The sequence below is a fragment of the Pseudomonas sp. VE 267-6A genome (assembly GCF_024126555.1).
GTDB classification, from domain to species: domain Bacteria; phylum Pseudomonadota; class Gammaproteobacteria; order Pseudomonadales; family Pseudomonadaceae; genus Aquipseudomonas; species Aquipseudomonas palmensis.
Genome location: NZ_JAMYBY010000026.1, coordinates 39,502 through 65,478 on the forward strand (window position 1 = coordinate 39,502; position 25,977 = coordinate 65,478).

Sequence of the window (25,977 nt, forward strand, 5' to 3'; positions counted from 1 at the left end):
TCCGTCCCGCCGGCGAACCCAGCCGGCGCGACTGGATCGCGGTGATGAGCGTGATGCTCGGCGCGTTCATGGCAGTGCTCGACATCCAGATCACCAACTCGTCGCTCAAGGACATCCAGGGCGCCCTGTCGGCGACCCTGGAAGAAGGCTCGTGGATCTCCACCTCCTACCTGGTGGCCGAGATCATCATGATCCCGCTGACCGCCTGGCTGGTGCAGTTGTTGTCGGCGCGGCGCCTGGCGGTGTGGGTGTCGGCGGGTTTTCTGGTGTCGTCGCTGCTGTGCTCGATGGCCTGGAACCTGGAAAGCATGATCGTGTTCCGCGCCCTGCAGGGTTTTACCGGCGGCGCCCTGATCCCGCTGGCCTTCACCCTGACCCTGATCAAGCTGCCCGAGCATCACCGCGCCAAGGGCATGGCGATGTTCGCCATGACCGCCACCTTCGCCCCGTCCATCGGCCCTACCCTGGGCGGCTGGCTGACCGAGAACTGGGGCTGGGAATACATCTTCTACATCAACATCCCGCCCGGCCTGATCATGATCGGCGGCTTGCTGTACGGCCTGGAGAAGAAGGAAGCGCACTGGGAGCTGCTCAAAAGCACCGATTACACCGGCATCCTGACGCTGGGCGTCGGGCTTGGCTGCCTGCAGGTGTTTCTTGAGGAGGGGCATCGCAAGGACTGGCTCGAGTCGGGGCTGATCGTCACCCTGGGCAGCATTGCCCTGGTCAGCCTCATTACCTTCGTGATCGTGCAGTTCTCGAAACCCAACCCGCTGATCAACCTGCGCATCCTGCAGAACCGCAATTTCGGGTTGTCGAGCATTGCCAGCCTGGGCATGGGCGTGGGGTTGTACGGTTCGATCTACCTGCTGCCGCTGTACCTGGCGCAGATCCAGAACTACAACGCCCTGCAGATCGGCGAAGTGATCATGTGGATGGGGGTGCCGCAGCTGTTCCTGATCCCGCTGGTGCCGCAACTGATGAAGGTGATTTCGCCGAAGATCCTCTGCACCATCGGCTTCGGGCTGTTCGGGCTGGCGAGTTTCAGCTCGGGGGTATTGAACCCGGACTTTGCCGGCACCCAGTTCAACCATATCCAGATCATCCGTGCGCTGGGGCAGCCGATGATCATGGTGACCATCTCGCTGATTGCCACGGCCTATATCCAGCCGCAGGACGCAGGCTCGGCGTCGAGCCTGTTCAACATCCTGCGCAACCTGGGCGGGGCCATCGGCATTGCGCTGCTGGCCACGCTGCTGGATGCGCGCACCAAGGTGTATTTCGACTACCTGCGCGAGGCGGTGGTACCGACCAATGCCGCAGTGGCCGAGCGGCTGACCTTGCTGACCGAGAAGCTGGGCAGCGAAGGGGCAGCACTGGCCAGGCTGAGCGAGATCACCCATCAGCAGGCGATGATCATGGCGTACAACGATGCCTTCCATTTTGTCGGCATCGGGCTGGCAATCAGCATGGTGGCGGTGCTGTTGACGAAGAAGCTGCCGCAGGGGTTGAAGGCGGGCGAGGCGCACTAGACCGCGTTGAAGTCTTCGCTGGCAAGCCCGCTCCCGCAGGTACTCCATTGCCCTTGGCGTCAATGTGATCCTGTGGGAGCGGGCTTGACCCGCGAAAGGCCCGTCAGACCGTGAGCAGTCGCTCACGCAACTGCGCGATCTCGTCGCGCATCTGCGCTGCAGCCTCGAACTCCAGGTCCCGCGCCAGCTGGTACATCTTCTCTTCCAGCGCCTTGATGCGCTTGGCGATCTCGCCAGGCGAACGCAACTCGGCCTCGTAACGCTCGCGCTCCTCGGCGGCCTTGGCCATGCCCTTGCGCTTCTTGCTGCGCGAGCCGGGCACGTTGGCGCCTTCCATGATGTCGGTGATGTCCTTGACCACGCCCTTGGGCACGATGCCGTTGGCCTCGTTGAAGGCCATCTGCTTGTCGCGGCGACGCTCGGTTTCGCCGATCGCCCGCTCCATCGAGCCAGTCATGTTGTCGGCGTACAGGATCGCGCGGCCGTTGAGGTTGCGCGCCGCGCGCCCGATGGTCTGGATCAGCGAGCGCTCCGAACGCAGGAAGCCCTCCTTGTCCGCATCCAGAATCGCCACCAGCGAGACCTCGGGCATGTCCAGGCCCTCTCGCAGCAGGTTGATACCCACCAGCACATCGAAGGTGCCCAGGCGCAGGTCGCGGATGATCTCGACTCGCTCAACGGTATCGATGTCCGAGTGCAGGTAGCGCACCCGCACATCGTGATCGGCCAGGTAGTCGCTGAGGTCTTCGGCCATGCGCTTGGTCAGGGTAGTGACCAGCACCCGCTCCTCCACCGCCACACGCTTGCGAATCTCCGACAGCAGGTCATCCACCTGGGTCGTGGCCGGACGCACCTCCACCTGGGGGTCGACCAGGCCGGTCGGGCGCACCACCTGCTCCACCACACGGCCGGCATGCTCGGCCTCGTAGTTGCCCGGCGTGGCCGAGACGAAGATGGTCTGCGGGCTGACCGACTCCCATTCGTCAAAGCGCATGGGCCGGTTGTCCAGCGCCGAAGGCAGGCGAAAGCCGTACTCCACCAGGGTTTCCTTGCGCGAGCGGTCCCCCTTGTACATGGCCCCCACCTGCGGAACGCTGACGTGGGATTCGTCGATCACCAGCAACGCATCCGGCGGCAGGTAGTCGTACAGGGTCGGCGGCGGCGCGCCGGCCGGACGCCCGGACAGGTAGCGCGAGTAGTTTTCGATGCCGTTGCAGTAGCCCAGCTCCAGGATCATCTCCAGGTCGAACCGGGTGCGCTGCTCCAGGCGCTGGGCCTCGACCAGCTTGTTGTGCTTGTGCAGGTACTCCAGGCGTTCCTTGAGCTCCGCCTTGATCCCGTCCATGGCCTCCAGCAGGGTTTCGCGCGGGGTCACGTAGTGGCTCTTGGGGTAGAAGGTGAAGCGCGGCAGCTTGCGGATCACCTCGCCGGTCAGCGGGTCGAAGGCCGCGATGTTCTCCACCTCGTCATCGAACAGCTCGATGCGGATGGCCTCCAGGTCCGATTCGGCCGGGAAGATGTCGATCACGTCGCCGCGCACACGGAAGGTGGCGCGGGCAAAGTCCATGTCGTTGCGGGTGTACTGCAGGTCGGCCAGACGGCGCAGCAAGGCCCGCTGGTCGAGCTTGTCGCCACGGTCCACGTGCAGCACCATCTTCAGGTAGGTTTCCGGGCTGCCCAGACCATAGATGCACGACACCGTGGTGACGATGATCGCGTCACGCCGCTCCAGCAGCGCCTTGGTCGCCGACAGGCGCATCTGCTCGATATGGTCGTTGATCGAGGCGTCCTTCTCGATGAAGGTGTCGGAGGACGGCACGTAGGCCTCGGGCTGGTAGTAGTCGTAGTAGGAAACGAAATACTCCACCGCGTTGTTCGGGAAGAATGACTTGAACTCGCCATACAACTGGGCGGCCAGGGTCTTGTTCGGCGCCAGTACCAGGGTCGGGCGCTGCACCTGGGCAATCACGTTGGCGATGCTGAAGGTCTTGCCCGAACCCGTCACCCCGAGCAGGGTCTGGTGCGCCAGCCCGGCCTCGATCCCCTCGACCATCAGGCGAATGGCTTCGGGCTGATCACCCGCCGGCTGGAAACGGGTGACGAGTTGAAACTCGGACATGGTGAACCCCTGGAAATGAACGGATACAGGCAACTGTATTTATAGACAGTACTTATACCCAATTGGTGGTGCCCGGCGCCAGTTTCAAGGCAAACCACGGCCTGTTTCACAGTATTGACCGGCGCAAGCGACTGACGGTCGAAAAATATTCGCGAAAACAGCAGTAAAAGCTGCGACAGACTGTCGCCGTGACCGATGGGTATCACTATACTGACTCCCCGTTTGTGCACCGCTTCAGTGCATTCGGCTGGAGCGTGCGACCTCTATCACTCTCCATTCAGAGCCAAGGTAAAAATGAGCCTGTTTTCCGCTGTCGAGCTGGCACCCCGCGACCCTATCCTGGGCCTCAACGAAGCGTTCAATGCCGATACCCGCACCCACAAGGTGAACCTGGGCGTTGGTGTTTACTGCAACGAAGAAGGGCGTATCCCACTGCTGCGTGCAGTCATCGAAGCCGAAACCCAACGCGCCGCCCAGCACGCCTCCCGCGGCTACCTGCCGATCGACGGCATCGTGGCCTACGACCAGGCCGTGCAGAAGCTGCTGTTCGGTGCCGATTCGCCCCTGTTGGCCGCCGGCCGTGTGGTCACCACCCAGTCCGTCGGTGGTACCGGCGCCTTGAAGATCGGCGCTGACTTCCTCAAGCAGCTGTCGCCCAATGCCACTGTCGCAATCAGCGACCCGAGCTGGGAAAACCACCGCGCCCTGTTCGAAACCGCCGGTTTCCCGGTCAAGAACTACCGCTACTACGACGCCGCCACCCATGACGTCAACCGTGCCGGCATGCTCGAGGACCTCAACGCGCTGCCGGCCGGCTCGATCGTGGTACTGCACGCCTGCTGCCACAACCCGACCGGCGTCGACCTGACCCCGGCCGACTGGAACAACGTGCTCGAGGTGGTCAAGGCCAAGGGTCACATCCCGTTCCTGGACATGGCCTACCAGGGCTTTGGCCAGGGCATCGCCGAAGACGCCGCTGCCGTGCGCCTGTTCGCCGAATCGGGCCTGGACTTCTTCGTCTCCAGCTCGTTCTCCAAGTCGTTCTCGCTGTACGGCGAGCGCGTCGGCGCCCTGTCGATCGTCACCGAGTCCAAGGAAGAGGCCACTCGCGTGCTGTCGCAGGTCAAGCGCGTGATCCGCACCAACTACTCCAACCCGCCGACCCACGGCGCCACCATTGTCGCCACCGTGCTCAACAGCCCCGAGCTGCGCGCAATGTGGGAAGCGGAACTGGCCGAGATGCGCCAGCGCATCCACGGCATGCGCAAGCAGATGGTCGAGCTGCTGGCCCAGTACGGCGCACAGCAGGACTTCAGCTTCGTCGGGCGCCAGTGCGGCATGTTCTCCTACTCGGGCCTGACCGTCGAGCAGGTGGCACGCCTGAAGGACGAGCATGCGATCTATGCTCTGGATACCGGTCGTATCTGCGTCGCCTCGTTGAACCAGAACAACATTCACGTGGTGACCAAGGCGATTGTCGAGGTCCTGTAACACCTGATTGCTCAGGGGGAGCTTGACTTCCCCTTAGCAATCAGTAAGATACGCCCCAGATTCCGCGATAGCTCAGTCGGTAGAGCAAATGACTGTTAATCATTGGGTCCCAGGTTCGAGTCCTGGTCGCGGAGCCAAACATCGTTTCAGAGCGTGCTTGCACAGCCTCTGAAATACTCGAAAAACCCGCCTTTTGGCGGGTTTTTTCGTTTTGGTCTTCAGCCCGGGCCAGGACTGCCGGGCGATACAGGCTGCGACAGGCTGCGACAGGCTATTGCTGCCCGATTGGAAAGAACTGCCCCGCACTCCATACGCCCAGCCATGGCTGCCCATCGATGTCGCGCGTTACAGCCAGCTCTACCAGCTGGTAAAACACGCTGCGATGGATCAGCGCCTCGAGGTTGTTGCGCATGTGCACGTAAGGCGAAGGCTCCTGTGTCAGCGGGTCGATCACGAAGCGCAGCGGGTGCTCGGGCCCGGCCTCGACCACATCCTCCACATTGCTGGTGAAGCGCAGCACCTGCTGCTCACCACTGCCCTGCACGTCCATGAGCACCGCCACGAACGGCGCATCATCGACCTGGATTCCGACCTTTTCCACAGGCGTGACCAGGAAGTAGTCATCACCGTCGCGACGGATGATGGTGGAGAACAGACGCACCATCGGCTTGCGACCAATCGGGGTGCCCAGGTAGTACCAGGTACCGTCGCGGGCGATTCGCATGTCGATGTCGCCGCAGAAGTCCGGATTCCACAGGTGGACCGGCGCCGGGCCTTTGCCGACCTTCGGGAGTTGCGCCAACAGGTCATTGGCCTTGCCGGTATCCACCATCATCTGCTCCTCAGCGGCTCATGCCCAACAAACTGCGAGCGTAATCCTCAAGCGGTGCCGCAATCAAATCCTGCGGCTGATTGTCGTGGAACGTCAGCAAACCGCCACGGCTGCGGATGCTCACGGTATCGATCAGATAGCGGGTACTGGTTTCGATCAGCATCAGCTGAATTCTTCCGGTGTCGACACCCAGGCGGTCCACCGCCTGCTCGTCGTACCACTCGTCACCATTGCCGATACGGTTGTCGGCCTTGGCAAAACGCGCATACAGCAGGTAATGCGCGCCGACGTCGCGCGCCTGGGACAAGGCATCCTCCAGCCCCAGCGGACCCTCGGCACGTCGCACCAGCGGGAAGTACTCGACAAAGGCCTTGAAGGCTTCCTCGGCCACCACGTTGGGCCGCGGATAGGCATTGCCCGGCGGCACGAACACGCCCTGACCGATGAAGACGAACGAGTCGGGCTGCAGGCGCACCGACAACGAACGGCGGGTTTCGCTATGGTCGAGCAGGCCGGCGTCGCTCATGTGGTAGCGCACACCTTCGCCCATATCGCTCACATTCATGCAGCCACCCAGCGCCATCAGCGCCAGCAGCAGAACCAGGCTACGCATCTTTCCTCCAGAAGCCGGTGACGGAAAACCGGCGAACAGCCGCCAGATGCAGGTTTTGCGCCAGCTGGAGGGTATGGCTCAACCGCCGATGATCTTCATCACCGTGGCACCGCCTGAAAAAGCCACGGCCTGCTTGTCGCCCAGGGCCTTCATCAACATGCCCTGCAAGGCCGGCAACGCCTGGTGGCGCGGCTTGTCGAGCAGGTCACCGATGAAATGCCGGTTGCTCGACGACAGGCAGCCATGCAGCCACCCGGTAGAAGACAGACGCAGGCGCGAGCAGGTTCGGCAGAACGGCACGCTTTCGTTGGCGATCACGCCGAAGTGGCCTTGCCCCGGCACCCGGTAGCGCAATGCAGTGGCGTCCACTGGCGCATCGGCCTGGGCGTACTCGTGATGCTCGCCGATCAGTTGCAGCAACTGCTCCAGGCTCACGAACTGCTGCAGGAAAGCGTTGTGGTCGCTGGCCAGGTGCCCCATGCGCATCAATTCGATAAAGCGCAGTTCATAGCCACGGGCCAGGCAGTAGTCGAGCAGCGGCAGCACCTGATCGAGGTTGCGCCCGCGCAGTGGCACCATGTTCACCTTGATCTTCATGCCGGCGTCGCTGGCCTTGTGCATGCCATCGAGCACGCTGGCCAGATCCCCGCCACGGGAGATCCCGCGGAAGGCATCGGCGTCGAGGGTATCAAGGGAGACGTTCAGGCGCCGGATGCCGGCATCCAGCAGCAATGGCAGCTTGCGCGCGAGCAACTGGCCATTGGTGGTCAGGGCGATGTCATCGAGGCCGAGCACCGACACGCCAGCCAGGAAGGCTTCGAGCTTGGGACTGACCAGGGGTTCGCCACCGGTGATACGCAGGCGCTCGATACCGGCAGCTTCGATCAGCCAGGCCACCCCACGCACCATGGCCTGGGCCGAGAGCTCATCCTGCGCTGCGACCAGACGCTTGCCGTCCGGCACGCAATAGGTGCAGGCATAGTTGCACGCCGCGGTGAGGCTGACGCGCAGGTTGCGAAAACGTCTGCCTTGACGGTCGACGATCATGGAGCACTCCGGCAAGTGTGAATCGGGCTTGCAAAACCTGACTCAGAAATCAGTTTTTTGCAAGCCTCTTACCTGAGTATATGCCTGCACGGCGCCAGCGAGCATTCAGCTGCCAGATGGCTCCGGGTCGCGCTTGCGCTTGTTGCCCATGCGCACGCCAATGTCCATGAGGAACTGGAAGAAGCCTTCCTGGTCCTCCAGCACATTGCTCCAGAACGGCGAGTGATACAGTGCCACCGCGCCATGCACCAGGGCCCAGGCTGCGCAGTAGTGGAAATACGGCGGCACGTCCTCGAGCTTGCCCTCGGTGATGCGACCCTTGATCAGCAGGGTCAGGCGCTCGAAGTTGGAGGCACGGATCTTGTGCAGCTCCTCGACCATTTCCGGCACCTGGTTGCCTTTGACCACCTTCTCTTCGAGGCGGTCGAACAGGCGGTAGCGCTGCGGGTCGCGCATGCGGAATTCGAAGTAGGCACGCGACAGGGCCTCCTTGTCGCGATCCACATCGGCAGAGTGCAGCAGTTCGTTCAAATCGCGCTCGTAGTCGAGCATCAGGCGCAGGTAGATCTCCGCCTTGGACTTGAAGTGCTTGTAGATCGTGCCTTTGCCGATACCCACGGCGTCAGCGATCATCTCGACGGTGACACTGTCTTCACCCTGTTCGAGAAACAGCTTGAGCGCGGTATCGAGAATCTCTTGCTCTCGGCGACGAAACTCACGGACCTTACGAGGTTCTTTCTGCATAAGAAGGACTGGATCAAAATCGAAGCCCGTTATTATGCCTAACTTGCGCAAAAATGCACGGATCATCCGCGCATGCCTATGTTTCTTGATGAGTTTGAACAGGCCGGCGACCCGGTTGCCCGAAGCGGACCTCCCCTTCCCCCTGCCTCAGACGTGCAATCCAGGCGGTCAGGCGCACGGCAGAGCAATGCGTGCTCAGCAGGGCCGCACGTATTCCAAATCTGTTTAAAAAACGATCAACCCTTGGTGGAATCGCGGCGAACCTGACCAATACTTGAGGTGTTGGCGCGACGCATCCCCCCAAGTGACGCGCCGATAAGGGTGAACACGGACCGCTCGCCTTTGTTTTACTCCTAATGGTCTTAACCCGGATTCCCCCCCAGAACCCGGGTTTTTTTTGCCCGCGCGACCGCCACGGCGACCGCGCAGCGGGGTCAGGCCACCCGCACCCGCGCCAGGGGGAACAGACGCCTGAAGTTCTCGGTGGTCTGTTGCGCCAGTTGCTCGTAACGCTCCCCCCGCACCAACGCGATGAACTCCGCCACGTCACGCACATACTCCGGCAAGTTCGGCTTGCCGCGGTGCGGAATCGGCGCCAGGTACGGTGAGTCGGTCTCTACCAGCAAACGATCTGCCGGCACCTGCCGCGCCACATCACGCAACGCGTCGGCATTGCGGAACGTGACAATCCCCGACAACGAAATGTAATACCCCAGGTCCAGCGCTGCCTTGGCCATCTCCCAGTCTTCGGTGAAGCAGTGCAGCACGCCTGCCTGCGGCAATGCCGCCTCGCGCAGCAGGGTCAGGGTATCGGCGCGCGCCGCACGGGTGTGGATGACCACCGGCTTGCCGGTGAGCCTGGCCGCCTCCAGGTGCAGGCGAAACGACGCCTGTTGCAACTGTGCAGCCTCGGGCTCGTAGTGATAGTCCAGCCCGGTCTCACCAATGGCCACCACCTCGGGGTGGTTCAGTTCGCCGAGCAGCCAGTCCAGCGCCGGCGCTTCGCCTGGCGCCAGGTCCAGCGGGTGGATGCCGACCGAGCAGTCCACATCAGGGTAGCGCGCTGCCAGCGCCCTGACCTGGGCCGCATTGTCGGCACTTACGCCGATGCACAGGAAATGCCCGACGCCCCGTGCCCGCGCGGCATCCAGTGCGGCATCCAGGGAGCCACCATGGGCGGCGAGGTCGAGACGGTCGAGGTGGCAATGGGAATCTACAAGCATGGGCGTAATGACAACACTGAAAATGGAGGATCGAAAGGCCAGCTCAACGCTGGCCCGGCAACAGGGCCCAGGAGGCCAGCAACGCTTCGAGCAACAGCACGCGGTTGAGGTTGGCCTTGTTCAGCACCTTCTGGCGCTGCACAAGAATCCAGTCCTGGATATCCAGCACCTTGCCCTGCGGGCTTTTCTGGGCAAGGTACTGCACGACCTTGCGCATGTCGGCCAGCCCCAGGCCCTCTTCGTCCTGGGTCAGCTGATAGCGCAGGATCAGGTTGGACCAGTCGCAGAACCAGTCGAACAGCAACAATAGCGGGATGCTGTTCCAGCCTTCGGCCAACTGGGTCGCGGACTGCTGCTGCTTGAGCAGCTTCTTGACCCCCTCGACCACCTGCGCGCGCTGCTCGCGCACACCCTGGGCCTGCAGGCTGACAGCCAGCAGTGGCGAACCTGCTGCAAGGCTCAGCAGTTCGTGGCGCTCGGCCTCGTCACTGTCGGGTAACGCGGCTGCCAGCCACGCCTCGCTCTGCGCCTGACTTGGCAACGGGCAGGCCTGTTGCTGGCAACGGCTCCTGATGGTCGGCAGCAACCGGCTGGGCTGGTGACTGACCAGCAACAGCACGGTATCGCCCGAAGGCTCTTCGAGGCTCTTGAGCAAGGCGTTGGCAGCGTTGATGTTCATTGCCTCGACCGGCTCGATGAGAATCACCTTGCGTCCACCCATCTGCGCGGTCTGCACCACGAAGCTGACCAGGTCGCGCACCTGGTCGACCTTGATCGGCTTGTCGGCCTCTTCAGGCTCCAGGATGTAGTTGTCCGGGTGACTGCCCGCCTTCAGTAACTGGCACGACTTGCAGTGCCCGCACGCCTCAAGCCCCTCGGGCTGGCGGCACAGCAGAAACGCCATCAGGCGCTCGGCCAGCGCCCGCTTGCCGATGCCTTGCGGGCCGTGCAACAGGTACGCATGGGCATGCTGTGTGCGCCCGGCCAGTTGCTGCCAGAGCGTCGCCTGCCACGGGTAGGCCTCAGCCACGGCAATGCTCCAGGATCTGCGGCAGCAACGCATCCAGGGCGAGTTGAACCCGGGCCAGCGGTTGCGCGGCATCGACCAGGTGATAGCGCGCCGGGTCGGCGGCTGCGCGGGCCAGGTAGGCCTGGCGAACGGCCTGGAAAAACGCCTGGCCTTCCTGCTCGAAGCGATCCAGCCGCCCGCGCGCCGCTGCGCGCGAAAGGCCGACCTCCACCGGCAGGTCGAACACCAGGGTCAGGTCGGGGCGCAGGTCGCCCTGGACGAAGGTTTCAAGGGTGGCAATGCGCCCGACCGACAGCCCGCGGCCACCGCCCTGGTAGGCATAGGTGGCATCGGTAAAACGGTCGCACAGGACGATGGCGCCCCGCGCAAGCGCCGGGCGGATCACCTGGGCCAGGTGCTGGGCGCGCGCGGCGAACACCAGCAACAGCTCGGTGTCGGCATCCATCGTCTCATCGCTGGGGGCCAGCAACAGTTCGCGGATGCGCTCGGCCAGCGGGGTGCCGCCCGGCTCGCGGGTCAGCACCACATCCAGCCCGTGGGCGCGCAGGTGCTCGGCCAGGTACTCGCGATTGGTGCTCTTGCCCGCGCCTTCGGGACCTTCCAGGGTGATAAACAAGCCGCTCACAGGCAGTCCTTAATCAGGGTCATTGCGGGGTAGGTTCGCTGGCCGGGGGAACATCCGGCTGCACCGAGGGCTCGGCAGGCTGCGGTGCAGCCTGGGGCGCCTCGGACGCAGGAACCTCGTTCGGGGTGTCGCCGGCGCTTGGCGCCGGGCTTGAACGGTAGTCGGCACGCCGCTTGATCTGGTACTCGCGCACGGCAGAATTGTGCGCCCCCAGGTCGTCGGAGAACACATGGCTGCCATCGCCCCGGGCGACGAAGTACAGGCTGCTGCCCGGCTCCGGGTTCAAGGCCGCGTGAATGGCTTCACGCCCGACCATGGCAATCGGCGTGGGCGGCAGGCCGGCGATCACGTAGGTGTTGTAGGGCGTGGGCTCACGCAGGTCGGCGCGGGTGATCTTGCCGTTGTAGCGTTCGCCCATGCCATAGATCACGGTAGGGTCGGTCTGCAGCAGCATGCCGATCTGCAGGCGACGCACGAAGACGCCGGCGATCTGACCACGCTCCTGTGGCACGCCGGTTTCCTTCTCGACCAGCGAGGCCATGATCAGCGCCTGGTAAGGGTCGCGATAGGGCGCAGCCGGGGAGCGCTCGTTCCACTCCTTGGCCAGCACCTCCTCCAGGCGCGCGTACGCCTGCTGCAGGAACTCGACATCGCTCATGCCGCGCACGAACCGATAGGTATCAGGGAAGAAGCGCCCCTCGGGGAACACGCCCGGGTGCCCGAGCTTGTCCATGACCTCGCTGTCGCTCAGGCCATCCAGGGTCTGGCGGATCTTTTCATGTCTGGCCAGTGCCGAGCGCACCTGGCGGAAATTCCAGCCCTCGACCAGGGTCAGGCTGTACTGCACCACGTCACCACGCCGCCACGCCTCGAACAGGTCGCGCACGTTCATGCCGGGGGTCATGCGGTACTCGCCGGTATGCAAAGCCACGCTCGGCATGTTGAAGCGCCAGTAAAGGCGCAGCCAGAAGGCGTCGCGAATCACGCCGTCCTGCTGCATGCGATAGAACATGCGGTTGGGCGTGGTGCCGGTAGGAACATCGAGCAACCGCTCGCCGGTCAGGTGCAGCGGCTGCTCCAGCGCCGAGTGCACCTTCCAGGCCGAGAAGCCCAATAGCAGGCCGGCCAGGATCAACCCGGTCTCCAGCAGCACCAACAATTTACGTCTCACGAATCAAGCATCCAGTAGCGTACGGGCAATGGCCTGCAGTTTACGGGTGAGCGGCCCCGGCGACCAGTTCAGCGATGCAAATGCACGCACCGGCCATACGCCATACACGCTGTTGCACAGCAACACTTCGTCGGCCTGCTCGAGATCGGCCAGCGCCAGGTCGACCACACGGGCCGTGATACCGTGGCGCGGCGCCTCGTCCAGCAAGGCAGCGCGCATTACCCCAGCCACGCCGCAACGCGCCAGGTCGGCGGTGTAAAGCACGCCATCGCGCACCACGAACAGGTTGCTGTAGACACCTTCGATCACACGCCCGGAAACATCACGCATCAAACCTTCAGCGTACTCGGCGCCCTGCCACTCGGCCCGTGCCAGTACCTGCTCCAGGCGATTGAGGTGCTTGAGCCCGGCAAGCAAGGGTTGCTCGGCCAGGCGGGTCTGGCAGGCAAACAGCCTTATCCCCTGCTCGGCGTTCTGCGGCGGGTAGCTGGCGGCGGGGCTGGCCTGAAGAATGCGACGCGGCGGTGCACCGGCAGCCGGGGCATAGCCGCGCTGACTGTCGCCACGGGTGAGAATGAGCTTGAGCACGCCATCACCCAGCAAGCCGGCATAACGGCATACCTCGTCGCGGATGAGTAGGTGATCGGCGTCGATCGCCAGGCGCTGGCAACCCAGCGCCAGGCGGTCGAGGTGATATGCCAGCAGCGAGGGCTGCCCGGCCCGCACGGCGATGGTCTCGAACAGACCATCGCCATAGGCCAGCCCGCGGCTGCTCAACGTCAGGGCGTCAGCCGGCAGGCCATCGACCCAGCTGTGCATCACTCGGCGAACCGGCGGAACACCAGCGAGCCATTGGTACCGCCAAAACCGAAGGAGTTCGACAGCACGACCTCGATCGGCATGTTGCGCGGCTGGTGCGGCACGAAGTCCAGGTCGCAGCCTTCATCCGGCTCATCGAGGTTGATGGTCGGCGGCGCCACTTGCCCATTGATGGACAGCACGCTGAAAATCGCCTCTACCGCGCCGGCAGCCCCCAGCAGGTGACCGGTCATCGACTTGGTCGAGCTCACGGCCAGCTTGTAGGCGTGCTCGCCAAACACCGACTTGATCGCTGCCACTTCGGCCAGGTCGCCGGCAGGCGTCGAGGTACCGTGGGCGTTGATGTAGCCGACTTCGCTGGGGTTCACGCCCGCATCGCGCAAGGCGTTGGCCATGCAACGGGCCGCACCGGCGCCGTTGTCGGGCGGCGAGGTCATGTGGTAGGCGTCGCCGCTCATGCCAAAACCAACCAGTTCGGCATAGATGGTCGCGCCCCGCGCCTTGGCGTGCTCGAGCTCTTCGAGCACCAGCGCACCGGCACCGTCGGACAGCACGAAACCGTCACGGCCCTTGTCCCACGGCCGGCTGGCACGGGTTGGCTCGTCGTTGCGCGTCGACAGCGCACGCGAAGCGCCAAAACCGCCCATACCCAGGCCACAGGCCGCCATCTCTGCGCCACCGGCGATCATCACGTCGGCTTCGCCGTAGGCGATATTGCGCGCCGCCATGCCGATGCAGTGCGTGCCCGTGGTGCAGGCAGTGGCAATGGCGTAGTTGGGCCCCTGTACACCCAGGTGGATCGACAGGAAACCGGAAATCATGTTGATGATCGAGCCTGGCACGAAGAACGGCGAAATGCGCCGCGGGCCTTGCTCGTGCAAGGTCCGGCTGGTTTCTTCGATATTGGTCAGGCCGCCGATGCCCGAACCCATGGCCACGCCGATACGCTCACGGTTGGCATCGGTGACTTCCAGCCCGGCATTGCGCACCGCCTGGAACCCGGCCGCCAGGCCGTATTGAATGAACAGATCGAGCTTGCGGGCTTCCTTGACCGACAGGTACTGCTCGACTTCAAAGCCCTTTACCGAGCCGCCAAAACGGGTGGAGTAGGCAGACAGGTCAGTATGCTCGATCAGACCTATGCCACTGCGGCCAGCCAGAATGCCTTGCCAACTGCTTGGCACATCCGTGCCCAGTGGCGACAGCATACCCATACCGGTGACCACGACGCGTCTACGCGACACAGCACTCTCCTTATTCTATGGTCTACATCTCATGCAAAGAAAAAACCGCACGCCAGTAACGGCAGTGCGGTTTTTCCATGACAAGAAGCGACGACTACAAAGTCTTAAGCCTGGTGGCTGGTGACGTAGTCGATGGCTGCTTGAACAGTAGTGATCTTCTCGGCTTCTTCGTCAGGGATTTCGGTCTCGAATTCCTCTTCCAGAGCCATCACCAGCTCAACGGTGTCAAGGGAATCGGCACCCAGATCTTCTACGAAGGAAGCGGTGTTGACCACTTCTTCTTCTTTAACGCCCAGTTGCTCGGCGACGATTTTCTTGACGCGTTCTTCGATGGTGCTCATACCTAGTTTTCACTCCTAATGGATATATGTCAGGCAGCTGGCCGGTGTGTAAGTTTATAGAAAGACGCCCGCTTTTCAAGCGTAATGCATCCCTCGAACTTCACACCCACCTGCCGCCTAGAATTTGGTTGCAGCTTTATAACGGATTTTAGACAGCTCGTATGACATTTTTTTGAAGCAATCCGTCACATTTAACTACATGTACATCCCGCCGTTGACCGGGACAGTCGCACCGGTCACGTAAGCTGCGCCGTCAGAGGCCAGGAACGCAACCACTTTCGCGATTTCGTCGACCTGGCCCAGACGACCCAGCGGAATCTGGTTTTGCAGCGCTTCACGCTGTGCCTCTGGCAGTTCGCGGGTCATGTCGGTATCGATGAAACCCGGCGCTACCGAGTTCACGGTGATCGCACGGGAGCCGACTTCACGCGCCAGGGCGCGGCTGAAGCCTTCCAGGCCGGCCTTGGCGGCGGCGTAGTTGACCTGGCCGACGTTACCCATGGCCCCAACGACCGAACCGATGCTGATGATACGACCCCAGCGCGCCTTGGTCATGCCGCGCAGCACGCCCTTGGACAGACGGTAGAGGCTGTTGAGGTTGGTATCGATGACGTCGAACCACTCGTCGTCTTTCATGCGAAGCATCAGGTTGTCGCGGGTGATGCCGGCGTTGTTGACCAGGATGGTCGGCGCACCGAACTGCACCTGGATAGAAGCGAGGGTGGCGGTGACCGACTCGTCGCTGGTCACGTTCAGCTCCAGCCCGGTACCGGCGATGCCATGCTCCTTGAGGGTCGCGGCAATACGCTCGGCGCCGGAGGCGGACGTGGCGGTACCGATGACGGTGGCGCCCAGACGCCCCAGTTCCAGGGCGATCGCCTGGCCAATGCCACGGCTGGCGCCGGTGACCAGTGCAACTTTACCTTGCAGGCTCATGCAAGTTTCTCCTAAATCAGGCCAGCGCCGCACGGGTGGCGGCGAAAGCATCCGGGGTATTGAGGTTGAAGGTGTTCACGCCGTCGGCGCAGCGCTTGTTCAAGCCGGCCAGCACCTTGCCGGGGCCGCACTCGACCAGTTGCACCGCGCCATTGGCAGCCAGGGTCTGCACGCATTCGACCCAGCGTACCGGCTTGTACAGCTGCTCCAGCAGGTCGCTTTTGAGGGTTTCGAGATCGCCAGCCACGCCCGCACTGACGTTCTGCACCAGCGGGATCTGCGGGGCCTGCCAGTGGATGGCATTCACCGATTCGGCAAACCGCTCGGCGGCCGGGCGCATCAGCTCGCAGTGCGACGGCACGCTGACCGGCAGCGGCAGCGCGCGTTTGGCGCCGGCGGCCTTGCAGGCTTCCATGGCGCGCTCTACAGCAGCCTTGGCACCGGCAATGACAACCTGGCCCGGGGAGTTGAAGTTGACCGCACTGACCACCTCACCCTGCGCGGCCTGAGCACACAGGTCCACGACCACGGCGTCATCCAGGCCCAGAATCGCAGCCATGGCGCCCTGCCCGGCCGGCACGGCCTCCTGCATGAGCTCGCCGCGACGCTTGACCAGCTTGACCGCGTCACCCAGGCTCAGGCTGCCGGCAGCCACCAGCGCACTGTATTCACCCAGGCTGTGCCCGGAAACGAATGCAGGGCGCGCGCCACCTTCGGCCAGCCACAGGCGCCACAGGGCGATCGAGGCGGTCAGGATGGCCGGCTGGGTTTTGTCCGTCTGGTTGAGTTGTTCTTCCGGGCCCTGCTGGGTCAGTGCCCACAGGTCGTAACCGAGAGCCTCGGAGGCCTCACGGAAGGTATCGATGACCAGCGGGTACTGGGCGCCCAGCTCGGCAAGCATGCCGAGCGACTGCGAACCTTGGCCAGGAAAGACGAATGCGAGGGATGCAGACATTGAACAAGCCCCTAATGATCTTGTCGTCGAAAATAGCGCCCAGCCGGGGCTGAGCGCGAGAAAACTGACAATTGGATGGTAACGAGAACCAAGCGGTCACATTTATGCACGTCGTTGTGCCGATGCCTAAGGCAGCAGATCCTCCAGACGGCCGTGCAAGCGCTGCGGCAGGTTCTCCTGGATCTCGATCAGCGCCCGCTGTATCGCGCTCTGGAAACCCTGCACACCCGCCGAGCCATGACTTTTGATGACGATGCCCTGCAGGCCGAGAAAACTCGCGCCATTGTGGCGCGCCGGCGCAAGGTCGGCCTTCAGGCGACTGAGCAGCGGCATCGCCAGGGCCCCCACTGCCCGCGCCATCAGGCCACGCTTGAACAGCGCCTCGATGCGCCCACCGATCATGGTGGCCAAGCCTTCGCTGGACTTGAGCAGGATATTGCCGACAAAGCCGTCGCACACCACCACATCCGCTTCGCCACGGTACAGGCCATCGCCCTCGACAAAGCCGATGTAGTTGAGGCCGCGGGCATTTTGCAGCAGCGTCGCAGCCAGCTTGACCTGCTGGTTGCCCTTGATGTCTTCGGTACCGATGTTGAGCAGCGCCACACGCGGCCGGGAAATGCCCAGCGCTTGCGCCGCCACCGAGCCCATCACGGCGAACTGGAACAGGTGCTCGGCGCTGCAGTCGACGTTGGCCCCCAGGTCAAGCAGCTGGCAATAGCCAGTCTGGGTCGGTATGGCCGCCACCATCGCAGGCCGATCGATGCCGGGCAGGGTCTTGAGCACATAGCGCGACAACGCCATCAGCGCGCCGGTGTTGCCGGCGCTCACGCAGGCCTGCACCTTGCCATCACGCAATAGTTCGAGGGCCACGCGCATCGACGAGTCGGGCTTGCCACGCAGCGCCTGGGACGGCCGCTCGTCCATGCCGATCACTTCGCTGGCCGGCACAATATGCAGGCGCGCGCGATCCGCTGCCGACTGGCCAGCGATCAGATCTTCAAGGAGGGAGGGTTGACCGACGAGGGTCAGGTGCAGCGAGGGAGTAGCCGACAGGCAAGCAATGCTGGCCTGAACAATGCTGCGGGGACCGAAGTCCCCGCCCATTGCGTCAATCGCGATCTGAGCGGACAAGGATTACTCGTCAGCGCCCTTGTCGATCACTTTGCGACCACGGTATACGCCTTCTGGCGATACGTGGTGACGCAGGTGCACTTCACCAGTGGTTTTCTCTACGGACAGAGCGTTTTCCGAGAGAGCGTCGTGCGAACGGCGCATGTCACGGGCAGAGCGGGATTTTTTGTTCTGCTGAACAGCCATAATTGATTAACTCCTAAACGTTTGGGTCACGCTTTAACTGCGCCAATACACTGAACGGGTTGGACCGCGTTACCTCGTCCTTGCTCGGTTCGGGCTCATCGGCGCCCGCCGGCTGCTGGCATTCTTCCGGATGATGAGCAGGCACGATGGGCAAGGCGAGCAGAAGCTCTTCCTCGACCAATGCTTGCAGATCCAAAGGATCTTCGCCCAGTTCCAGCACGTCATAACCTTTCGGTAACGACTGGGTATTCGCACCCTCTTTCACCACAGCATATGTAGATTCGCTGTGGATCGGCAGGGTGACCAGCTCAAGACAACGCTGGCAAACCATCTTGACCTCGACGGTCAGAGCACTGTGGATAACCACGGTTTTCTGTTCGTCTCGCTCAAAATCGAATTTAGCCTGCACCGTACCGACATCGTCGGAAAGCGGGTCGCAGAGTCTCTCCAAATCGGCGAGTAGCAGCGTTCCTTCGAGAGAAACACCACGATCGGCCAATTTGCGCGGGTCAACGTGAGGTGGAATCGGGTCATTCAACATAGGCGCAGCATTCTAGGGATGCCCCCCGCCCCTGTCAAAGGAAATTCGGCCCCGTTCAACATGTTAGAATCGGCGCACCTGCTCAGGAGTTCATCATGCTGCCCTTGTTACTGGCTTCCAGCTCACCCTACCGGCGCGAATTGCTGGCGCGACTGCAACTGCCCTTTGCCTGGGCAGCGCCCGATATCGACGAACAGCGCATCGGCGAAGAGCCCGCCCCAGAGCTGGTCAAGCGCCTGGCCAGGCACAAGGCCGAGGCATTGGCTGCCAGCCATCCGGGGCATCTTATCATCGGCTCCGACCAGGTTGCCGTGCTGGGCGAACAGATTCTGGGCAAGCCACACACCTTCGAAAAGGCCTGCGAGCAATTGCTGGCTGCGAGCGGCAATCACGTCACCTTCCTGACCGGCGTGGCGCTGCTCAATACCCAGAGCGGCCATTGCGAGGTCGATTGCGTTCCATTTACCGTGCACATGCGCGAACTGGACCTGCCACGCATCGAACGCTACCTGCACGCTGAGCAACCCTATGACTGCGCCGGCAGCTTCAAGTGCGAAGGGCTGGGGGTGAGCCTGTTCCAAAGCACCCACGGCTGCGATGCCACCAGCCTGGTGGGACTGCCGCTGATCCGACTGGTCGACATGCTGCTCAAGGAAGGGGTGAGCATACCGTGAGGGCAAGCCAATACCAGCAATAAAAAACCGGCCATCTGGCCGGTTTTTCATTAATCAGCACTCTCAGCGCAGTGCCGGCCCCTGAAAGCCCATCCACATAGCCAGGTGCTCGGCGACGCTGGCACCCAGGCGCTTGGAGAAGCGATCAAACGGCGACTCTTCGACGGTGAAATCAACCAGGGTCTTCTCCCCCACCACCTCACGCGCCACATAATCGGCATTGCCCAGGGCGTCCACCAGCCCCAGCTGCACGGCCTGCTCACCCGACCAGATCAGCCCGCTGAACAGCTCGGGATGCTCCTTGTCCTTGAGCCGCTCGCCGCGCCCCTGCTTCACACTGGCAATGAACTGCTTGTGGGTGGTGTCCAGCACACCCTGCCAGAAGGCCGTTTCGTCCGGTTTCTGCGGCTGGAATGGATCAAGGAAGGCCTTGTGCTCACCCGCCGTATAGGTACGACGCTCGACACCCAGCTTCTCCATGGTGCCGACAAAGCCGTAGCCAGCTGCCGTCACACCAATCGAGCCCACCAGGCTGGCCTTGTCGGCATAGATCTGGTCAGCCGCACTGGCAATATAGTAGGCACCCGACGCACCCAGGTCGCTGATGACCGCGTACACCTTGACCGACGGCTTGGCGGCCTGCAGACGACGAATCTCGTCATAGATGTAGCCAGACTGCACCGGGCTGCCGCCCGGGCTGTTGATACGCAGCACTACCGCCTTGGTCTTGGCGTCGTCGAAGGCCGCACGCAGGCTGGCTATCACGTTGTCGGCGCTGGCCGGCTCCTTGTCCGCAATGATCCCGCGCACCTCGATCAGCGCCGTATGGCTCGCGCCACGGGCGGCGGTCTTGTCGATATCCATCAACGGCGAAAACAGGGCCAGGATGCCGAACAGGTACACGAACGTCAGCAGCTTGAAAAAAATACCCCAGCGCCGGGCCCGACGCTGCTCCTGCACGCCCGCCAGCAAGGTCTTCTCGAGCAGCTTCCAGCTGGTGCGCTCTTCGTTCTTTTCGGCGTCAGGCGCCTTCCACTCGTCAGTCATGCTCACCTACCCTGGAAATTCGATTGCAGCGGTTCGGCCTAGCCACGCCTGCAATTGTGAAAAGTGCTGTATGGACAACTGCGGCTCGTAAACGCTCAATGCCTCGAGCGACAGCGCCCCATGCCCCACCGCCACCGAATGCATGCCGGCATTGCGCGCCATCAGCAGGTCGAACGACGAATCGCCCACCATCAACGCACGGCTCGCCGGCACCTGGCAATGGGCCAGGATCTCCTCGAGCATGCGCGGGTGCGGCTTGCCCATGGTTTCGTCGGCAGCCCGGGTAATGTCGAAGAACGTTTCCCAGCCATTGGCCACCAGCACCCGGTCCAGGCCGCGACGCGCCTTGCCGGTAGCGACTGCCAGGCGATAGCCATCGGCCCTGAACGACTCGAGGGCCTCGACCACGCCGGGATACAACGGCGACGGCTGGGTATCCAGGGCCATATAGATGTCGGCGTAATGCTGACGAAACGCCATGACTTCAGGCTGATCCAGATGCGGGTACAGCGTGCTGATCGCCTCGGGCAGCGCCAGGCCGATGATGCCCTTGACCGCCTCGTCCGAGCACAGCGCATAGCCGGCACGCTCGGCCGAGCGATGCATCGCTTCGACGATGCGCCCGATCGAATCGGCCAGCGTGCCGTCCCAATCGAAGATCAGCAGGTCGTAATCACGGCGCACTCAAACGCTCCACGGTCTTGGCCCACATGTCGTCCACCGGCGCCTCCAGCTTCAGCTCGCCGCCATCGGGCAACGGCACGGTCAGCGCATAGGCATGCAGGAACAGGCGCTTGCCGCCCAGCTCGCGGATCTCGCGAGTGAAATCCTCGTCGCCATACTTGCTGTCGCCGGCGATGCAATGCCCGGCATGCAGGGTATGCACGCGAATCTGGTGGGTACGGCCAGTAATCGGGCGTGCCTCGACCATGGTCGCGAAATCGCCGAAACGGCGCAGCACGCGAAACAGGGTGAGCGCCTCCTTGCCTTCGTCGTTGATTTCCACCATCCGCTCGCCGGAACGCAGGTTGCTCTTGAGCAGCGGCGCATTGACCTGCTTCTTGGCCGTGGCCCAGTGACCACGCACCAGCGCCATGTAGCGCTTGTCGACGCCGTCACCGCGCAACGCGGCATGCAGATGGCGCAACATGCTGCGCTTCTTGGCGATCATCAGCAGACCGGAGGTATCGCGATCGAGCCGATGCACCAGCTCCAGCTCCTTGGTATCCGGGCGCAACTGACGAAAGGCTTCGATCACACCGTAGTTCAGCCCGCTGCCGCCGTGCACGGCGATGCCAGCAGGCTTGTTGAGCACGATCAGGGCCTTGTCTTCGTACACGATGGCCGCTTCGAGTCGCTGAAGCAGGCCCTGTGCCAGCGGCACCGGCTCGTCACGCTCAGGCAGACGAACGGGCGGCACGCGCACGATATCGCCGGCCTGCAATTTGTACTCTGGCTTGATCCGTCCCTTGTTCACCCGCACTTCGCCTTTGCGCAAAATGCGATAAATCAAGGTCTTGGGAACGCCCTTGAGTGCAGTGATCAGGAAGTTGTCGATCCGTTGGCCGGCAAGTTCCGGCGCGACCTCGATCAGCTGGACGCCGGAGGTCGGAGGGGTAGTAGTCGTCATTTGCGAATCATAACAATTTTTTATGGATTTGAAGCACTTAATGATTGCTGCTATAGTCGCGAACGCCGCCAAAAGCGGCTGGCCAGCGGACCAATGGCTTTGAGCCGGCCCTGACCTACGCAATTCTCGAGGACGCGAGGCCGTCCGACGGGGCTTTCGCCAGTTTACAGAAGTGCCTGGAATCGCTACCAGCGCCGATGAGAGAAGACCGATAAAAAACAACAAGAGCGGTGTTTGACCCTCCTGCACGTTTTTTTCGATGCCCACTCCTTCAGTGCAGTCGCTTTCACGCAGTCACGGCGAATGCTTCGGAAATACCAGCCTTAGCCATAGAAAGCGCGGGCTCCCGTATGGAGCTGGCGATAACTGCAACCCGTTGCGGATTCAGCGCGCGGCAGCACCCGAATTATCAGGGATACGTGTAGGGTGGAGATGCACAACCGTCGGACCGTGTAGCACTGCGTCCAGTCCACAGGCCCTCTGGCCCGCGACCGGACCCGGTCTTGATCAAGATGCCCCAGGGTGTCCACGGCCGAAGGCTGATTCCTCCTCCTGACTGAGTGCATTTGACACCACAGCTAGCAGGACGCGTCGTCGCGACTTCGGCAGCACTGGGCGACCAGTCCGACCGCAAGCCGCTGGACACGGGATGGTCCGCCACCCCTGACGCACCCTGACACCGACCGTGAGAAGTCGTGTGTGCCGAACGCCGTTTCCGGCAGCCCGGAAACCGACGGTACTACATGAAAAGAATGCTGATTAACGCGACTCAACCCGAAGAGTTGCGTGTTGCTCTGGTAGACGGCCAGCGCCTCTACGATCTGGACATCGAGTCCGGTGCACGCGAGCAGAAAAAAGCCAACATCTACAAGGGCAAGATCACCCGCATCGAGCCCAGCCTTGAAGCCGCCTTCGTCGATTTCGGCTCCGAGCGCCACGGCTTTCTGCCCCTCAAGGAAATCTCCCGCGAATACTTCAAGAAGTCGCCCGAAGGCCGGGTGAACATCAAGGAAGTGCTGAGCGAAGGCCAGGAAGTCATCGTCCAGGTCGAGAAGGAAGAGCGCGGCAACAAGGGCGCCGCCCTGACCACCTTCATCAGCCTGGCCGGTCGTTACCTGGTCCTGATGCCTAACAACCCGCGTGCCGGCGGCATCTCCCGTCGCATCGAAGGCGAAGAGCGCAACGAACTGCGCGAAGCGCTCAACGGCCTGGTTGCCCCTGCCGACATGGGCCTGATCGTTCGCACTGCCGGCCTGGGCCGCAGCAGCGAAGAGATGCAGTGGGACCTGGACTACCTGCTGCAACTGTGGACCGCCATCAAGGAAGCGTCCCTCGACCGCGCAGCGCCGTTCCTGATCTACCAGGAAAGCAACGTCATCATCCGCGCCATCCGCGACTACCTGCGCCAGGACATCGGCGAAGTGCTGATCGACAGCGTCGACGCCCAGGAAGAAGCCCTGACCTTCATCCGCCAGGTGATGCCGCAGTACGCCAGCAAGATCAAGCTGTACGAAGACAGCGTGCCGCTGTTCAACCGCTTCCAGATCGAAAGCCAGATCGAGACCGCCTTCCAGCGCGTCGTCGACCTGCCATCGGGCGGCTCGATCGTGATCGACCCGACTGAAGCCCTGGTGTCCATCGACATCAACTCGGCGCGCGCCACCAAAGGCAGCGACATCGAGGAAACCGCCCTGCAGACCAACCTGGAAGCGGCCGAGGAAATCGCCCGCCAACTGCGTCTGCGTGACATCGGTGGCCTGATCGTCATCGACTTCATCGACATGACCCCGGCCAAGAACCAGCGCGCCGTCGAAGAAAAGGTGCGCGAGTGCCTGGAAGCCGACCGTGCCCGCGTACAGGTCGGCCGCATTTCGCGCTTCGGCCTGCTGGAAATGTCCCGCCAGCGCCTGCGCCCTTCCCTGGGCGAAAGCAGCGGCATCGTCTGCCCGCGCTGCAGCGGCACCGGCATCATCCGTGACGTCGAGTCGCTGTCGCTGGCAATCCTGCGCCTGATCGAGGAAGAAGCCCTGAAGGATCGCACTGCCGAGGTGCGTGCCCAGGTGCCGATCCCGGTCGCCGCGTTCCTGCTCAACGAAAAACGCAACTCGATCACCAAGATCGAACTGCGCACCCGGGCGCGTATCGTCATTCTGCCGAACGACCACCTGGAAACCCCGCATTTCGAAGTGCAGCGCCTGCGCGACGACAGCCCGGAAGCCCTGAACAACCAGTCCAGCTACGAAATCGCTGCGACCGAAACCGAAGAAGTGCAACCGGCTGCCGCCACCCGCACCCTGGTTCGCCAGGAAGCCGCGGTCAAGACTGCACCGGCCCGCGCCAATGCTCCGGTACCGGCTCCGGAAGCCCCTGCTGCCCCAGCCGCCCCGGTACACGCCCTGCCAGAGCCAAGCCTGTTCAAGGGCCTGGTCAAGTCGCTGGTCAGCCTGTTCGCCGGCAAGGAAGAACCTGTGGCCGCCGCACCGGTGGTAACCGAGAAGCCTGCCACCGAGCGTCCTCAGCGCAACGAGGAGCGTCGCAACGGTCGCCAGCAGAGCCGCAACCGCAACGGTCGTCGCGATGAAGAGCGCAAGCCACGCGAAGAGCGTGCCGAGCGCGCGCCACGTGAGCCGCGTGAAGAACGCCAGCCTCGCGAAGCCCGTGAAGAGACCTCGACCCGCGAAGAACGCGCACCACGCGCCCCGCGTGAAGAACGTCAGCCGCGTGCCCCACGCGAAGACCGTCGCCCACGCGAAGATCGCCCGGTACGCGAACTGCGTGAGCCTCTGGATGCCACCCCGGCCCCGGCCGTTCGCGAAGAACGTCCTGAGCGCGCCCCGCGCGAAGAGCGTCAGCCACGTGAAGAGCGTGCACCGCGTGAAGAGCGCGCACCACGTGAAGAACGTGCCCCTCGCGAGGAGCGCGCACCGCGTCCGCCACGCGAAGAGCGTCAGCCACGCCCGGCCGAGCCGGTCGAGGATGCGGCCGAAGAGCAACTGCCAAACGAAGAGCTGCTGCAGGATGACAACCAGGAAGGCGCCGAAGGCGATCGTCCACGTCGTCGCTCGCGCGGTCAGCGTCGTCGCAGCAACCGTCGTGAGCGTCAGCGTGATGCCAACGGCAATGTGGTCGAAGGCAGCGAAGACGGCACCGAAGAAGGCGCCGAACAAGCTGGCGAACAACCTGCTGCTGCGGAAAAACGCAGCGAAGGCAATGCGCAGCCTTCGGGCGTGGAACTGGCTGCCGGCCTGGCCGTGACTGCCGCCGTTGCCACCAGCAACATCAGTGCCGACGCCGAGGCCCAGGCCAACGTTCAGGCCGAGCGTGCAACTGCCGCTGTCGATGACACCCCAGCCGTCGTGGCCGAAACGCCTTTCGAGGCCGGCACCGTCGAGCCAGTGGTTGTCGAAACCAGCACCGAGTCGAACGAAACCGTTCAACAGCCCGCTGCCGAAGAACCTGTTGCTGAACAAGCGGCCATCGCCCCTGTGATCGAACAACCGTTCGAAGCACCGGTGCAGGCAGTCGAGTCGAGCATCGAGCCTGTCGTCGAAGTTGCTCCGCAACCAGTCGAGGCCCAGATCGAGGCCGAGGCCAAGGTAGAGGCCCTGGTGGAAGCACCGGCTCAAGCCCCTGAGCAGGCGCCAGCTGTCGAAGCGCCCGTCGAGGCACCTGTAGCTGCCGAGCCGGTCATCGCCCTGCCGAGCGAGCCTGAAGCGCCGGCTGCAGTCGAAGCCGAGCCGGTCATTGCCGCTGAGCCAGCACCGGTCGCCGAGGCACAGGCACCGATCGCCGAGCCTGCCGAGGTTGAGGCACCGGTCGTCACGCTGGCCAACGGCCGTGCACCGAACGACCCGCGTGAAGTGCGTCGCCGCAAGCGCGAAGCTGAAGCCGCAGCGGCCGCCGCTGCTGCCGAGCAGTCGCAGGAAGCTGCAGAAGAGCATAAACCGCTCGTTTGACGTGTCTAGTCCTGAAATAGGTTTACACCTGTTCAGGTAGGCCGATAGGCCTCAAAACGCCCGATGCACCGCATCGGGCGTTTTGTT

General features: G+C 63.1%; 24 protein-coding genes and 1 tRNA gene. 5 read left to right on the forward strand and 20 right to left on the reverse strand.

The window, feature by feature from the left end:
• Nucleotides 1-41: 41 nt before the first annotated feature.
• Complete coding sequence (locus NJH59_RS23975; RefSeq protein WP_173925078.1) at nt 42-1,532, forward strand: MDR family MFS transporter; 1,491 nt, start codon at nt 42-44, stop codon at nt 1,530-1,532.
• Nucleotides 1,533-1,635: 103 nt separating this feature from the next.
• On the opposite strand, the gene uvrB is transcribed toward NJH59_RS23975, so the two are convergent.
• On the reverse strand, nt 1,636-3,651 hold the full coding sequence (gene uvrB, locus NJH59_RS23980; protein WP_043862865.1) for an excinuclease ABC subunit UvrB: 2,016 nt from the start codon (nt 3,649-3,651) through the stop codon (nt 1,636-1,638).
• Nucleotides 3,652-3,945: 294 nt separating this feature from the next.
• Here uvrB and NJH59_RS23985 point away from each other — a divergent pair, with 294 nt between their 5' ends.
• Together NJH59_RS23985 and NJH59_RS23990 are read left to right on the forward strand one after the other, a co-directional pair.
• On the forward strand, nt 3,946-5,142 hold the full coding sequence (locus NJH59_RS23985) for an amino acid aminotransferase (protein WP_078479732.1): 1,197 nt from the start codon (nt 3,946-3,948) through the stop codon (nt 5,140-5,142).
• A gap of 61 nt (nt 5,143-5,203) precedes the next feature.
• Nucleotides 5,204-5,279: transfer RNA gene (locus NJH59_RS23990), tRNA-Asn, on the forward strand.
• A 134-nt stretch (nt 5,280-5,413) separates the two neighbouring features.
• On the opposite strand, the gene NJH59_RS23995 is transcribed toward NJH59_RS23990, so the two are convergent.
• The 16 genes from NJH59_RS23995 to NJH59_RS24070 form a co-directional block, all read right to left on the reverse strand.
• Nucleotides 5,414-5,974, reverse strand: a complete 561-nt coding sequence (locus NJH59_RS23995) for a DUF1285 domain-containing protein (protein WP_043862867.1) — start codon at nt 5,972-5,974, stop codon at nt 5,414-5,416.
• Nucleotides 5,975-5,984: 10 nt separating this feature from the next.
• Nucleotides 5,985-6,587 carry a DUF4823 domain-containing protein gene (locus NJH59_RS24000; protein WP_043862868.1) on the reverse strand — a complete coding sequence of 201 codons (603 nt, stop codon included), beginning with the start codon at nt 6,585-6,587 and terminating at the stop codon, nt 5,985-5,987.
• Between the two features lie 78 nt (nt 6,588-6,665).
• Entirely contained in the window at nt 6,666-7,634 is a 969-nt protein-coding gene (locus NJH59_RS24005) for a GTP 3',8-cyclase MoaA (RefSeq protein WP_043862869.1), read from the reverse strand.
• A gap of 105 nt (nt 7,635-7,739) precedes the next feature.
• On the reverse strand, nt 7,740-8,378 hold the full coding sequence (locus NJH59_RS24010) for a TetR/AcrR family transcriptional regulator (RefSeq protein WP_054915804.1): 639 nt from the start codon (nt 8,376-8,378) through the stop codon (nt 7,740-7,742).
• A gap of 434 nt (nt 8,379-8,812) precedes the next feature.
• Nucleotides 8,813-9,601, reverse strand: coding sequence for a TatD family hydrolase (locus NJH59_RS24015; RefSeq protein ID WP_054915805.1), 789 nt, complete (start codon nt 9,599-9,601; stop codon nt 8,813-8,815).
• Between the two features lie 43 nt (nt 9,602-9,644).
• Nucleotides 9,645-10,631: a DNA polymerase III subunit delta' gene (locus NJH59_RS24020; protein WP_058541076.1), complete on the reverse strand. Its 987-nt coding sequence runs from the start codon at nt 10,629-10,631 to the stop codon at nt 9,645-9,647.
• Entirely contained in the window at nt 10,624-11,256 is a 633-nt protein-coding gene (tmk, locus tag NJH59_RS24025; RefSeq protein WP_253087400.1) for a dTMP kinase, read from the reverse strand. The genes NJH59_RS24020 and tmk overlap by 8 nt, the downstream gene beginning before the upstream one ends.
• 19 nt (nt 11,257-11,275) lie before the next feature.
• The gene (mltG, locus tag NJH59_RS24030; RefSeq protein WP_054915808.1) at nt 11,276-12,427 is read right to left on the reverse strand and encodes an endolytic transglycosylase MltG; all 1,152 of its coding nucleotides are present in this window, start codon (nt 12,425-12,427) and stop codon (nt 11,276-11,278) included.
• 3 nt (nt 12,428-12,430) lie between these two features.
• Entirely contained in the window at nt 12,431-13,246 is an 816-nt protein-coding gene (gene pabC, locus NJH59_RS24035; protein WP_229590047.1) for an aminodeoxychorismate lyase, read from the reverse strand.
• A complete protein-coding gene (gene fabF / locus NJH59_RS24040) occupies nt 13,246-14,490 on the reverse strand; it encodes a beta-ketoacyl-ACP synthase II (protein ID WP_043862876.1) in 1,245 nt (414 codons plus the stop codon). The genes pabC and fabF overlap by 1 nt, the downstream gene beginning before the upstream one ends.
• Before the next feature lie 104 nt (nt 14,491-14,594).
• A complete protein-coding gene (gene acpP, locus NJH59_RS24045) occupies nt 14,595-14,831 on the reverse strand; it encodes an acyl carrier protein (protein WP_003175607.1) in 237 nt (78 codons plus the stop codon).
• Nucleotides 14,832-15,026: 195 nt separating this feature from the next.
• Nucleotides 15,027-15,767: a 3-oxoacyl-ACP reductase FabG gene (gene fabG, locus NJH59_RS24050; protein WP_043862877.1), complete on the reverse strand. Its 741-nt coding sequence runs from the start codon at nt 15,765-15,767 to the stop codon at nt 15,027-15,029.
• Nucleotides 15,768-15,783: 16 nt separating this feature from the next.
• Nucleotides 15,784-16,722, reverse strand: a complete 939-nt coding sequence (fabD, locus tag NJH59_RS24055) for an ACP S-malonyltransferase (protein WP_196932777.1) — start codon at nt 16,720-16,722, stop codon at nt 15,784-15,786.
• Between the two features lie 126 nt (nt 16,723-16,848).
• The gene (gene plsX, locus NJH59_RS24060; RefSeq protein WP_078479736.1) at nt 16,849-17,856 is read right to left on the reverse strand and encodes a phosphate acyltransferase PlsX; all 1,008 of its coding nucleotides are present in this window, start codon (nt 17,854-17,856) and stop codon (nt 16,849-16,851) included.
• Nucleotides 17,857-17,859: 3 nt separating this feature from the next.
• Nucleotides 17,860-18,042 carry a 50S ribosomal protein L32 gene (rpmF, locus tag NJH59_RS24065; RefSeq protein ID WP_010223221.1) on the reverse strand — a complete coding sequence of 61 codons (183 nt, stop codon included), beginning with the start codon at nt 18,040-18,042 and terminating at the stop codon, nt 17,860-17,862.
• Between the two features lie 13 nt (nt 18,043-18,055).
• A complete protein-coding gene (locus tag NJH59_RS24070; RefSeq protein WP_054915811.1) occupies nt 18,056-18,583 on the reverse strand; it encodes a YceD family protein in 528 nt (175 codons plus the stop codon).
• A 95-nt stretch (nt 18,584-18,678) separates the two neighbouring features.
• On the opposite strand from NJH59_RS24070, the gene NJH59_RS24075 reads away from it, so the two are divergent.
• Nucleotides 18,679-19,257, forward strand: a complete 579-nt coding sequence (locus NJH59_RS24075) for a nucleoside triphosphate pyrophosphatase (protein WP_043862881.1) — start codon at nt 18,679-18,681, stop codon at nt 19,255-19,257.
• Nucleotides 19,258-19,320: 63 nt separating this feature from the next.
• On the opposite strand, the gene sppA is transcribed toward NJH59_RS24075, so the two are convergent.
• Genes sppA through rluC form a run of 3 tightly spaced genes read right to left on the reverse strand, consistent with a single transcriptional unit; the run spans nt 19,321 to nt 21,934 of the window.
• The gene (gene sppA / locus NJH59_RS24080) at nt 19,321-20,304 is read right to left on the reverse strand and encodes a signal peptide peptidase SppA (protein ID WP_058541100.1); all 984 of its coding nucleotides are present in this window, start codon (nt 20,302-20,304) and stop codon (nt 19,321-19,323) included.
• 6 nt (nt 20,305-20,310) lie between these two features.
• Nucleotides 20,311-20,988 (reverse strand): HAD-IA family hydrolase, encoded by a 678-nt coding sequence (locus NJH59_RS24085; RefSeq protein WP_054915813.1) that lies wholly within the window; start codon nt 20,986-20,988, stop codon nt 20,311-20,313.
• Nucleotides 20,978-21,934, reverse strand: coding sequence for a 23S rRNA pseudouridine(955/2504/2580) synthase RluC (gene rluC, locus NJH59_RS24090; RefSeq protein ID WP_043862884.1), 957 nt, complete (start codon nt 21,932-21,934; stop codon nt 20,978-20,980). The genes NJH59_RS24085 and rluC overlap by 11 nt, the downstream gene beginning before the upstream one ends.
• Before the next feature lie 743 nt (nt 21,935-22,677).
• Here rluC and rne point away from each other — a divergent pair.
• A complete protein-coding gene (gene rne, locus NJH59_RS24095) occupies nt 22,678-25,890 on the forward strand; it encodes a ribonuclease E (protein ID WP_253087401.1) in 3,213 nt (1,070 codons plus the stop codon).
• Nucleotides 25,891-25,977 lie beyond the last annotated feature (87 nt).